Origin of the sequence: Methanothermobacter tenebrarum, assembly GCF_023167465.1 — an archaeon.
Lineage (GTDB): Archaea > Methanobacteriota > Methanobacteria > Methanobacteriales > DSM-23052 > Methanothermobacter_A > Methanothermobacter_A tenebrarum.
The window spans coordinates 976233-989002 of sequence record NZ_AP025698.1; the positions used below are offsets into that span (position 1 = coordinate 976233).

The following is a 12770-nucleotide window of genomic DNA, read 5'->3' on the forward strand; positions in this document are numbered from 1 at the left end:
TTCTATTTTCTCCTTTTTTTGTTTAGCTCTCCTAAATCTGGGTGTGAAGACTCCATGATAATGTATGTCATGTGATCTACAGGGGCTAATTATAAGAAGATACCCTTTTTTATATAATGTGAATAATCTATTATTATTGATTTTCCTAATTATCGGGGTGCTGTTAATGAAAGAGAAAACTAAAGAGATAGGTGCAAGAATCAAAGAATTAAGAGAACTTTCAAATATCACAATAGAAGAAATGGCAGACCATTTAGGGGTCCCTAAGGAAACCTATGAGAAATACGAGACAGGAGAGGAGGACATACCCGCCAGCATATTATTCGAGGTGGCCCATAAACTCGGTGTGGACATGGGCCTTCTTCTCACAGGAGAAGAGGCTAGAATGCATATTTTCACCGTCACAAGAAAGGGTAAAGGGGTTAAAGTTGAAAGGCGCAAACAATACAAGTATGAGAGCCTCGCTGAGAAATTCATCCACAAAAAGGCCGAACCATTCATAGTAACCGTAGAACCCCGAGAAGATAAACCAGAAATGAACAGCCACCCAGGACAAGAATTCAACTACATCCTAGAAGGTAGTATAAGATTCTATATCCACGATAATGAGATAATACTCAACGAGGGCGACTCAATATTCTTCGACTCATCATACCCCCATGCAATGGAGGCCCTCCACGGTAAAAGGGCACGATTCCTGGCCATAATAATGTAGAGGTGACATAGGATGGCATCAATACTAGGAAAATTCGTCAACAGGATAGAATTTGACTCATATGAGGACTTCAAGGAAAACTTCAAAATAATAGTACCAGAAAGTTTTAATTTCGCCTATGACGTAGTTGACTGGTACGCCCAAAAACACCCACGAAAGGAAGCCCTAGTATGGTGTAACGATCACGGAGACGAACGCATAATAAACTTCAAAGAGATGAAAGAATACTCAGAAAAGGCAGCCAACTTCTTCAAAGAATGTGGGATAAAAAAAGGCGACAGGGTAATGCTAACCCTAAAGGGCAGATACGACTTCTGGTTCGCCCTCCTAGGCCTCCACAGGATAGGGGCCATCGCAATCCCAGCAACCCACATGCTAAAAGAAAAGGACATAATATACCGTGTAAAAAAGGTGGATATAAAGATGGTGGTCTGCATAGCCGAAGACGGTGTCCCAGACTGTTTCGACAGGGCACACGAGGAGATGGGTAACATCCCCCTCATAAAGGCTATTGTAGGCGACGAGGACAGGCCAGGTTGGACTAACTTCAGGGAAAAAGTCGAGAAGATGCCGAAAACCTTTAAAAAACCTGAAGATTATCCATCAGATGATGACATACTACTAGTATATTTCTCATCAGGGACCACCGGGATGCCCAAGATGATAAAACATGATCACACCTATCCCCTAGCTCATATAGTCACTGCAAAGTATTGGCAGAACGTCCGAGAAGACGGTCTACACTATACAGTAGCTGATACAGGATGGGCCAAATCAGTATGGGGTGGGATCTATGGCCAATGGATCTGTGGAAGCGCAGTATTCGCCTATGACTATGACCGTTTCAACCCCATGAACATGTTAGAAAAACTAGAAAAATATAATATAACAACATTCTGCGCCCCACCCACAGTATACAGGTTCCTAATAAAAGAAGACATTTCAAAGTATGATCTTTCAAGCATAGAATATGCCGTGACGGCAGGAGAACCCCTAAACCCAGAGGTCTTCCATAAATTCTATGAACAAACAGGCCTGAAACTCATGGAAGGCTACGGGCAGACAGAATCCGTCGTATCCATCGCCAACTTCCCATGGATGGAACCCAAACCAGGATCAATGGGAAAACCAGTCCCGTTATATGATATAGAATTAGTTGACAATAACGGGAACCCAGTAGATGTGGGAGAAGAAGGGGAGATAGTCATAGACACCTCAAAGGGCAAACCATTAGGACTCTTCGGCGGCTACTACCGCGACGAAGAAAAAACAAAGGAAGTATGGTACGATAACAAATACCATACAGGTGACACAGCATGGAAGGACGAAGACGGATACTTCTGGTTCGTCGGGAGAACCGACGACATGATAAAAAGTTCAGGGTACCGTATAGGACCATTCGAAGTCGAAAGCGCGGTCATATCCCATCCAGCCGTCCTAGAATGTGCAGTTACAGGCTACCCAGACCCTATCAGGGGACAAGTAGTAAAGGCTACAATAGTACTCGCCAGAGGATATGAACCATCAGAAAAACTCAAAAAAGAAATACAAGACCACGTAAAGAGGGTTACAGCCCCCTACAAGTATCCTCGTGTAATAGAATTTGTTGATGAACTACCCAAGACCATCAGTGGCAAAATAAGGAGAGTTGAGATAAGAGAAAGAGACATGAAAAAAGCAGGAGAACAATAAATGGAACCATATCCAGTAATCAATCCACTGGAATGTAAAGGATGTGAAAGATGCATACTCGCCTGTAAAGGTAAAGTACTCTTTATGAGTGATAAGATTAATGAGAGAGGATACCACTATGTAGAATACAAAGGAAGCGGATGTAAAGGTTGTGGAAACTGCTACTACACCTGTCCAGAACCCCACGCCATAGAAGTGCACATCCCACTCAAGAAGAGGAGGAACTGACAAAATGGCGACACAGATGGTGAAAGGGAACACAGCAGTTATCATAGGGGCCATGTACGCTGGATGCGACTGCTACTTCGGGTATCCAATAACCCCAGCCAGTGAAATACTCCACGAAGCCGCTAAATACTTCCCAATGGTCGGCAGAAAATTCGTGCAAGCAGAATCCGAAGAAGCAGCTATAAACATGGTATATGGGGCAGCCGCGGCAGGCCACCGTGTAATGACAGCATCATCAGGGCCAGGGATAAGCCTCAAACAAGAGGGAATATCATTCCTCGCAGGCGCAGAACTCCCAGCAGTTATAGTCGATGTAATGAGGGCCGGCCCAGGACTCGGTAACATAGGACCCGAACAAGCCGATTACACCCAACTAGTCAAAGGTGGCGGGCACGGAAACTATAAAAATATCGTGCTAGCCCCCAATAGTGTCCAGGAAATGTGCGACCTTACAATGGAAGCATTTGAACTCGCAGACAAGTACAGGACGCCGGTTATTGTGCTGGCGGACGCTGTTCTTGGACAAATGGCAGAACCCCTGAAATTCCCAGAGAAGGCCATAGAACATGAACCAGACACTAGCTGGGCGGTCTGCGGCAACAAAGAGACCATGAAAAACCTTGTAACATCCATATTCCTCGATTTTGACGAGCTCGAAGAATTCAACTTCTACCTACAGGAGAAATACGAGCAAATAAAAGAAAACGAGGCGAAATACGAATCTTACATGTTAGATGATGCCCAGATCATCCTAGTAGCTTATGGTATAAGCAGTAGGATATCAAGGACAGCCATTGACATCACAAGAAGAGAAGGTATAAAAGTTGGACTATTCCGTCCAATAACAGTATCCCCATTCCCAGAGGACGAACTATCCAGGTTAAGCGAAGACAACCCAAAGTTCATATCAGTGGAGATGAGCAACGGCCAAATGCTAGAAGATATAAGATTGGCAACAGGATGCAAGGACATCGAACTAGTCAATAGGATGGGTGGAAACCTAATCCAACTAGAAGATGTTGTAAAAAAGATCAGGGAGGTAGCCCATGGCAGATGAGAGGATCATCAAAAAACCAAAATGCATCCATGACATCTTCGAGAGAAAAGGTGGAAGCGCGCCCACAGCAACACACTACTGCCCAGGCTGTGGACACGGCATACTACACAAGCTCATAGGAGAAGCCATAGACGAACTAGGAATACAAGAGAGAACAATCCTCATAAGCCCTGTTGGATGCGCAGTCTTCGCATATTATTATTTTGACTGTGGTAACGTACAAGTGGCCCATGGAAGAGCGCCAGCCGTGGGCACAGGAATATCACGTGCAGAAGATGACGCCATCATAATACTCTACCAGGGGGATGGGGACCTCGCATCAATCGGCTTAAACGAGACAATACAAGCCGCCAACAGAGGAGAGAAAATGGCGGTATTCTTCGTTAACAACACAGTATATGGTATGACAGGAGGCCAAATGGCCCCAACAACACTTATAGGCGAGCCAACCATAACATGCCCAGAGGGTAGAGATCCAAAATTCGCAGGCTACCCATTACATATGTGCGAATTACTCAACAACCTAGAAGCGCCTGTATTTATTGAGAGAGTCTCCCTGGCTGATATAAAGCATATTAGGAAGGCTAAAAGGGCTGTTAAAAGAGCCCTTGAGATACAACGTGACGGTAAAGGTTATGCATTCGTTGAGGTTTTATCTCCATGCCCAACAAACCTGCGCCAGGATGCTGAAGGCGCCCAGAGGTTTATAAACGAGGAAATGGAGAAGGAATTCCCTGTTAAAAATTTCAGGGACAAGACCGATAAGGTAGAACCCATCAAACGTGACAATAGCGATTTCTCCAAAGAAAGCCTTGACAGGATATTCCAAGTAGACGAGTCCCTCCCAGAACCCGAGGACGACCCGGAATTCGAGGAAATAAAGGTGAAAATAGCCGGATTCGGGGGTCAGGGGGTGCTTAGCATGGGCTTGGCCCTTGCACAGGCGGCTTGCACAGAATCAAGGCACGTTTCATGGTATCCTGCTTATGGACCCGAGCAGAGGGGTGGAACCTCAAGCTGTGCAGTTGTAATATCAGGCAGAATGATAGGCTCGCCAGTAGTAGATGAACCAGACATACTAATCTCATTCAACCAACCTTCACTCGAAGAATTCGCCCACACCGTCCCAGAGGACGGTTACATCCTATATGACTCCACAACCATAAAATACAAGGGCAAGGGTAATATCATCGGCGTTCCAGCCCTTAAAATCGCGAAAAGCCACGGAGTAGAAAGGGCTGCTAACACGGTCATGTTAGGGGTTCTCATGGAATCAGGCCTCACCAAAATCTCCAGAAGATCATTCGAAGAGGCTATAAAATTCATATTCAGTGGAAAAAAGAAAATCATAGACATAAACTTGAAACTATTGGATATAGGGGCCAGATGGGCCCGAGAAAACATAAAGGGGAGCTTATAAAATGGCCTATAGGGGTTTTGCAAAAAAAGTACTCGAAAAAGAATCTGTTAAAATCGGTGACAAAATCCGTGTGAAAAAGGATGATATAACCTATGAGGGAATGCTACTTGACAGGCCAGAGGATGCCGATGACAAACACCTCATACTAAAACTAGATAACGGCTACAATATCGGAGTAGAACTAGAAAGAGCCAGCATAGAATTATTAGAGGAAGGTTCAAGGCCGAGGATAAAGCTCCCACCAGTCGATGTTGAAAGAAACCCCCAACTCCCAGACATCTCAATAATATCAACAGGCGGCACCGTAGCATCAATCATAGATTATCAAACAGGTGCTGTTCACCCAGCATTCACAGCAGACGACCTACTAAGGGCAAACCCAGAACTCCTAGACATCGCCAATATACGTGGAAAGGCAATATTTAACATTCTAAGTGAGAACATGCGCCCAGAATATTGGGTTAGAGCCGCACATGCCATAGCAGATGAAATAGAAGATGGAGCCCATGGCATAGTAGTGGCCCATGGAACAGATACCATGCACTATACAGCAGCAGCACTAAGCTTCATCCTAAAAACCCCCGTACCAATAATCCTTACAGGAGCGCAACGAAGCTCCGACAGACCATCCTCCGACGCACACCTCAACCTTATAAGTTCAGTCATAGCAGCGAAATCCGACATAGCCGAAGTCATGGTTTGTATGCACGCCAGCATAGATGATAAAAGCTGCCACCTACACCGGGGAACAAAAGTAAGGAAAATGCACACCTCAAGAAGGGACACCTTCAAAAGCATAAACACCACACCCATAGCAGAAATCAAAGACAACAAAATAAAGATCCTAAGAGAAGACTATAAAAAGAGGGGCCTAGAAGAACTCCAAATCAGAGACAAGATAGAACCAAGGGTAGCACTAATAAAAACCTACCCCGGTATAAACCCTGAAATATTAGAATACTACATTGACAAAGACTATAAAGGGATAGTAATAGAGGGCACAGGCCTTGGACATTGCCCAGAGGACCTCATACCCGCCATCGAACGTGCGAACGAAATGGACATCATAATCGCCATGGCATCACAATGCATCAATGGTAGAGTAAACATGAATGTCTATAGCACCGGCAGAAGACTGCTCAGGGCTGGTGTGATACCAGTAGCCGACATGCTACCCGAGACAGCCTACGTAAAACTTATATGGGCCCTCGGCCAAAGCAGCGACCCCAAGACCGTGAAGAATATAATGCTTAAGAATATTAGTGGCGAGATCGAGGACAAATCATCACTCAGACACTTCCAAGGGTGAAAAAGTATGGACTGGGATAAAATCGGGTTAAAGATGGGCCTAGAGATACATCAACAACTCGACAGCAAAGGTAAATTATTCTGTCCCTGCAAGTGCGAGTTAACAGATGATGAACCAGAATATAATATAATGAGGAGGTTGAGGCCCACACAAAGCGAACTCGGTAAAATAGACCGGGCGGCCTTCGAAGAGGCTAAAAGGAAGCTCAAATTCTATTATCAAGCCTATTCTGATCATACTTGTCTTGTGGAAGCCGATGAGGAACCACCCCACCCAATAAACAATGAAGCCCTAGAGACTGCTGTGACAATAGCATTACTACTCAACATGAAAGTAGTTGATGAATTCCACACAATGAGAAAACAGGTAATAGACGGGAGCAACACCGGCGGATTCCAACGGACAGGACTCGTGGCCACAGACGGTTACGTTGAAACACCCCATGGCAGAGTCAAAATAGAAAACCTATGCCTCGAAGAAGATGCTGCGAGGAGAATAGAAGAAAAAGAAGATGGAATAGTCTTCCGCTTGGACCGGCTTGGCATACCCCTCGTTGAGATAACAACAGACCCATCAATCAAAGACCCCATCCAACTAAAGGAAGTAGCATATCAGATAGGGCAGATACTCCGCAGCACCAAGGTTAAAAGGGGTATAGGGACCATAAGACAAGACCTCAACATATCAATAAAGGATGGTGCAAGGGTCGAAGTCAAAGGAGTCCAAGACCTCGACCTCATACCAGAAATCGTTAAAAGGGAAGTTAAAAGACAACTAAAACTATTAGAGATACGAGAAAAACTTAAAAAGAGAAAAGCAAAAGTTGAAGATAAAATATATGACGTAGGGGACGTATTCAAACAAACATCCTCCAAGATAATAAAAAGGGCTGAAAAAGTCCTCGCAGTCAAATTAACAGGATTTTCAGGGATTATTGGCACCGAACTCCAACCTGACCGGAGATTCGGAACCGAATTGGCTGATTATGCGAAAAAGAGGGGTGTAACAGGTCTATTCCACACTGATGAACTCCCAGGTTATGGTATAAACAAGAAAGAAGTTGACGCACTATTCAAGACCCTAGGAGCTGATGAAACAGATGCCATTATAATCATAGCCGATGAAGAAGAAAAAGCAAAAGCAGCCTTAAAAGAGGTTATAATGAGAGCCAGGATGGCGATTGAAGGCATCCCCGAAGAGACGAGAAAAGCGCTCCCCGACGGCAACACCGCATATCTAAGACCCCTCCCAACCGCCAGTAGAATGTATGTAGAGACAGACATACCCCCATTCAAGATCGGGAAGAAAATGATCAAAAAGTTGCAGGAAGAACTCCCCGAACTGCCAACAGAAAAAAAGGAAAGGATAATGAGAGAATATAATCTAAGTGAGGATCTCGCATCTCAACTCGTCAAGAAAAACCTTGTAGATGATTTCGAAAAACTAGCCACCCTAAATGTTGACAAAAAAATAATAGCATCACTTCTTGCCTATTCACTCCAAGAACTTAAAAGAGACGGACATAACATCGAAAAATTAAAACTTGAAAATCTAAAAGATGTGCTCAGATTACTAGAAGAAGGTAAAATTTCAAAGGACGCCCTAAAAGATATAGTAGCTTGCGTAGCCGATGAAAAACTCGAAGCCCTCGAAGCCGCTAAAAAACTGAACCTACTACTATTAACAAGGAAAGAAGTAGAGAACATCATCAAGGAGATAATAGAGGAAAACAGCTCATTAGTAGCGGAAAGAGGAATGGGTGCCATGGGACCCCTGATGGGACAGGCAATGAAAAAACTCAGAGGAAAAGCAGATGGACAACTCGTAAACAAGATACTCAAAAAAATGCTAAAAGAGAAAATCTAATGTTTTCATAATTTTTAATAATAAACTATGAAAATAGTAAATTTAAAAAAGAAAAACCATCTACTTTTTGTTAAGTATTGAACATCCATACTACTAGGGTGTTCATGATGAAAAAATGGATGCTACTACTTATCATAGTAGCTACACTTGCATATCCAACAATAATATTAGAGTCAAATCATGTAAAAGCTGCAGATATAGAACATAACACGATAAACCTCAATAAGCTTCTACTAGAGAAGGGATATGCCACACTTTATGATAAAACGGAGCTTATACCACCAAAATTTCGCACAAGCCCTGATACATGGCCAGACAAGATACCAACAAGTGATGTTGACGCCGAGGGCACCTGTACACATGTAGTTGACGGGGACACCATAGACGTTCAAGGAGTTGGAAGAGTACGCCTAGCCGTAATAAACACACCCGAAGAGGGAGAACCGGGATACCAAGAAGCAAAGGATTATGTGACACAAGTTTGCCTCAACAAGAAAGTATACCTTGACATCGACCCCGAAAGGTCCCTCGACCAATATAATAGGATCCTTGCAATGGTGTACGTTTCCAATGAAACAAATAAAACACAACCCTTAATGAATCAAACACCAACAACACTTGCAATAGAGAATAATACAACAACTCCCCCCACCACCAAAATGCCACCAACAGGCACCCCCATCACCATCCTAGCCCTCGGAATCCTAACAATACTAACAGGAATAGTCTATAGTCACATGAAAAAATAAACTCCAAATATACACCTAGAAGAATTATGGCACCTCCCCTCCCACAACATCCACCTTTCTTCTCAACTTTAGTTCAACATCCCATTGGATTATCCCACAACCTTCCCATCCCTTTTTACGGAATATCCCACCTTTCCAACTTCATCAAGGGGGAGAAGACCTTCCATCAAGGAAGATCCACAGATGCTAACAATATCCTTAGGGGGGATGTTCCCACACAATGGTGAATAGGAAAGTTTCCAAACCAAATGTCTCCCATAAAATTTTCAAACCCCATGGATAGGAAGAGAATGGGGAGAGCAGGCAAGAACCTGCTTTTGGACGCTGGAAACCCCTCATTCGATAAAATGGGGTAATTCACTAGGATAAGCCAATGGAAAAGACTGAAGGGCTGACAGGCCAACTCGTAAAGCAAGATACTCAAAAAAATAAAGGGGGGTTAAAGCATGGGTTAATGAAGTTCCCTAGGTATTCCATCATATACTCATTGTTCTTCCTCTTCTCTGAGTGCTAATTCCCTGACTAGTTTTGTTATTTCCATTTCAATGTTTTCTATCATAATATATATTCTGAAGAGGAGATAGTAGGCTCCTATTATGGCTAATATGAGGATCAGGTCTAATCCTCGGCCGATCCCTATAACATTAGCGAGATATGATGTTGCATTGGGACTGATTGAGATTATGATCAGGGAAAACCAGACAACTAGCCAGATAATAGAGACTGTAGGGGATGTTCTACCCTCCTTAAACCTTTTCAAGGATACTATTATCCCTATCAGGCCAGTTAGCACTCCTATGATCTGGTATAGCAATCTCGCGCACCTTTCACAACTTTTTTAGTATGTTGATTATCATTTTTATCAGTATCTTAATACCTACAGTAATGTTTGTGCCCTTTGATATGGTCTGGGGTGTGTATATAGTTTTTATAGGCACGGCCTTTAACCTTAATCCATTCTTTTTAACTTCACTTATTATCTCAGATGATACACCATAACCCCTATCTTTTATTTTTATCCTCTCAGCCGCTTTACGGGTGAATGCCCTTAATCCAGATTGTGAATCTGGAAACCAGACCCCATAGAATATCAAGGTTATGATGTTCATGATGAGGTTTCCAATGTTCCTTGAGAATGGCATTTCATTGAAATTTCTTTGACCGATAACAACATCTGCCCTATCCTCAATTAATGGCCTGCAAACATTTTCTATATCATCTGGGTCATGTTGTCCATCAGCATCAAAGGTGAGAATATATGATGATCTTCTGGAGAGAGCCGCACTTATACCTGTTTTAAGGGCTGCTCCAAGTCCCCTGTTTATTATATGCCTGTAAACGTGGATTCTATCATCATCCTTAAACTTTCTGAGTAGATGGGGTGTTGAATCGGTTGAGCCATCATCTACAACGATAACAGTATAACCTCTATCCTTTAGTTCGCCTATAACCTGGAGTATTGTATCCTCCTCGTTATATGCGGGTACAATAACTGTAATGTCTCTTGGGTTCGCCTTTTTTGCCATTGCCACTCCCACTTTTATCCTAGAGGATCATACGATGACAATCATGGGTTTCTCTTGTTAGAGTGGGCCGACGTCTGGTTTGCCTTCCCTCATCCCCATACCGGCTTCCCTGGTCAGTTTTTCAGGTTTGAATAACATTTTTATAACATTCTGGGCGTGTTCACGGGCGCGATTTTCCGCGAGTATTTTAAGATCCTTTGGGTTGGATTCCTCATCCTCGTGGACGAAAACCTCGATTATGTGAGTGTTCGTCATGAGCTGTGCTTGTATGAGTCCTGTTGAGGCTTCATGGGCGCATATCTTATCTATTTTTTCAGGTCCGGGCATCCCAAAGGCCATCACAATCTCGCAGCCTTCTTCTTCGATGAGTTTTTTGCATGCTACTGGGAGGTCCTTGACACCCGGGACGGTCCTCCTTATAATCTCCAGGTTTGGAGCGTGCATTTTTAGTTCATTGATGGCAGCCTTCGCCATATCATATCTTGCGAAGGTGGTGTCACATATTCCTATGCGTTTCATCTTCTCACCCTGGATGGGGATGGTGCCTTTATTAACTTCCATTTTTCTAGTAGCCTTTTTCTTGCTTCCCCAATAGTCAGGGGGTAGGGTCTATGGAAGGGTAGTCTATCCTCCTTTTCAAGTATCTCGATGAGGTGAGCGATCCTTGGAAGCCTTAAATTAGCCTCTCTTATGGTTTTAACGTCCTTGAATACTTCCATGGGCGTGCCCTCTTTAATTATCTCCCCATTACTTATAATGTATATTTTATCAGCATATAATGGTGCCATATCAACATCATGTGTTGCTATGATTATAGTCATACCCTCTTTGTTGAGCTTGTAGAGTAATCTCATTATATGGGATGCGCCCCTCGGATCAAGGCCAGATGTGGGCTCATCCAATACCATTATCTGTGGGTTCATTGCTAGTATACCTGCTATTGCAACCCTCTTTTTTTCCCCGCCACTCAGATGATGTGGTGGTTTATCTTCAAATCCTAACATGCCAACTTTCCTCAGGGAATCCTTTACTCTTCTTTCGATCTCCTCCACTTCCAAGCCGATGTTAAATGGGCCGAATGCCACATCCTCCTTTACTGTTGGGGCGAACAGCTGATCGTCAGGGTTCTGGAATACTATACCAACCTTCTGCCTTACCTTCATAAGCCCCTCTTTGGTATACTGGATGGGTTCGCCTTCCACCCTTATTTGTCCCCTTTTGGGTTTGAGTATCCCGTTAAAGTGTAAAAATAGGGTTGATTTTCCAGCGCCATTAGGACCTAATAAGGCTACTACTTGTCCCTTTTCCACGTTAAAGTTGACACCTTTAAGGGCTCTTGTCCCATCCGGATACTCATATGTGACATTGACTGCTTCAAGTATCATATCCTACACCAAAAAACTGTATAATAGTGTTATTATGGGGATTGTCTAAAAAAGTTTATATAATTTTTATAGTCCTTGTAAAGTATACTCCGAAAAGTAGTGTTACCTCGAAGACCACTACTAGTATTATCCATTTTTTATCTGTTTCATGGATTTTCATGGTTGGAATTTCCCCATTATAACATCTGGCCTCCATCGCCTGGTATACCTTTTCTCCCTGCAACCAAGATCTTATGAATAGGTTGCTTGCAAGCAAGCCCAACGACTTTATAGAATTTCTGATACTATTATAGCCTAGTCTTGTCTCCTGTGCATTGTACATGGTGGACGCCTCCTCGAGGAAAATGAATATCATCCGATACATTAGGAGGGCTATCTCAATTATGATCCTGGGTACTTTTATCTTCTCTAATTGTTTGAATATCTCGTTAATGGGTGTTGTAAGTGAAAGGAAGGCCAGGCAGGTGAAACCTCCCATTATCCTCGAGAATGCCAGGAATCCCGTGTGCAGGCCATCCAGGTACACTCTAAACCAGGAGAATCCTATGGATGATGGTTTAACCCCGAAGAATAATGACATTAATATTAATGTTAAAAACCCGAAGGCGAATGGTACGCTAACAAATTTCAGATAATAACGTGATGGTACCCCGGCGATGAATACAATTATAAATGACATTAAGATGGCCACTATAATCGGGATTATAGGTGAAGGTGACAGTAACGATAATATCATTGTTAGGATACCCCAGGATAACTTCACCCCCGGGGGTATCCTGTTAAGATTATTATGGTGGGCATAGAAGTCTGTTGAAATGTTCAT

13 protein-coding genes are annotated in these 12770 nt (G+C 43.2%); 8 read left to right on the top strand and 5 right to left on the bottom strand.

The window, feature by feature from the left end; translation table 11 throughout:
• Positions 1-166 precede the first annotated feature (166 nt).
• The 8 genes from MTTB_RS05400 (at position 167) to MTTB_RS05435 (ending at position 9036) form a co-directional block, all read left to right on the top strand.
• The gene (locus tag MTTB_RS05400) at positions 167-715 is read left to right on the top strand and encodes a helix-turn-helix domain-containing protein (protein WP_248564013.1); all 549 of its coding nucleotides are present in this window, start codon (positions 167-169) and stop codon (positions 713-715) included.
• A gap of 12 nt (positions 716-727) precedes the next feature.
• On the top strand, positions 728-2407 hold the full coding sequence (locus MTTB_RS05405) for an AMP-binding protein (RefSeq protein WP_248564014.1): 1680 nt from the start codon (positions 728-730) through the stop codon (positions 2405-2407).
• Complete coding sequence (locus MTTB_RS05410; RefSeq protein WP_248564015.1) at positions 2408-2635, top strand: 4Fe-4S dicluster domain-containing protein; 228 nt, start codon at positions 2408-2410, stop codon at positions 2633-2635. It abuts the gene before it with no gap.
• Between the two features lie 4 nt (positions 2636-2639).
• A complete protein-coding gene (vorB, locus tag MTTB_RS05415; RefSeq protein WP_248564016.1) occupies positions 2640-3692 on the top strand; it encodes a 3-methyl-2-oxobutanoate dehydrogenase subunit VorB in 1053 nt (350 codons plus the stop codon).
• A complete protein-coding gene (locus tag MTTB_RS05420; protein ID WP_248564017.1) occupies positions 3682-5112 on the top strand; it encodes a 2-oxoacid:acceptor oxidoreductase family protein in 1431 nt (476 codons plus the stop codon). Before vorB ends, MTTB_RS05420 begins: the two co-directional genes overlap by 11 nt.
• A gap of 1 nt (position 5113) precedes the next feature.
• Positions 5114-6421, top strand: a complete 1308-nt coding sequence (gene gatD / locus MTTB_RS05425; protein ID WP_248564018.1) for a Glu-tRNA(Gln) amidotransferase subunit GatD — start codon at positions 5114-5116, stop codon at positions 6419-6421.
• 6 nt (positions 6422-6427) lie between these two features.
• Entirely contained in the window at positions 6428-8287 is a 1860-nt protein-coding gene (gene gatE / locus MTTB_RS05430) for a Glu-tRNA(Gln) amidotransferase subunit GatE (protein WP_248564019.1), read from the top strand.
• A 104-nt stretch (positions 8288-8391) separates the two neighbouring features.
• Complete coding sequence (locus tag MTTB_RS05435) at positions 8392-9036, top strand: thermonuclease family protein (protein WP_248564020.1); 645 nt, start codon at positions 8392-8394, stop codon at positions 9034-9036.
• 484 nt (positions 9037-9520) lie between these two features.
• Here the strand turns inward: MTTB_RS05435 and MTTB_RS05440 are convergent, their stop codons facing one another.
• Genes MTTB_RS05440 through cbiQ form a run of 5 tightly spaced genes read right to left on the bottom strand, consistent with a single transcriptional unit; the run spans position 9521 to position 12770 of the window.
• Complete coding sequence (locus MTTB_RS05440; RefSeq protein WP_248564021.1) at positions 9521-9850, bottom strand: DUF2304 family protein; 330 nt, start codon at positions 9848-9850, stop codon at positions 9521-9523.
• 13 nt (positions 9851-9863) lie between these two features.
• On the bottom strand, positions 9864-10562 hold the full coding sequence (locus MTTB_RS05445; RefSeq protein ID WP_248564022.1) for a glycosyltransferase family 2 protein: 699 nt from the start codon (positions 10560-10562) through the stop codon (positions 9864-9866).
• 57 nt (positions 10563-10619) lie between these two features.
• On the bottom strand, positions 10620-11081 hold the full coding sequence (gene ribC, locus MTTB_RS05450; RefSeq protein WP_248564023.1) for a riboflavin synthase: 462 nt from the start codon (positions 11079-11081) through the stop codon (positions 10620-10622).
• Positions 11078-11947 (bottom strand): ATP-binding cassette domain-containing protein, encoded by an 870-nt coding sequence (locus MTTB_RS05455; protein ID WP_248564024.1) that lies wholly within the window; start codon positions 11945-11947, stop codon positions 11078-11080. The genes ribC and MTTB_RS05455 overlap by 4 nt, the downstream gene beginning before the upstream one ends.
• A 55-nt stretch (positions 11948-12002) precedes the next feature.
• Positions 12003-12770 carry a cobalt ECF transporter T component CbiQ gene (gene cbiQ / locus MTTB_RS05460; protein ID WP_248564025.1) on the bottom strand — a complete coding sequence of 256 codons (768 nt, stop codon included), beginning with the start codon at positions 12768-12770 and terminating at the stop codon, positions 12003-12005.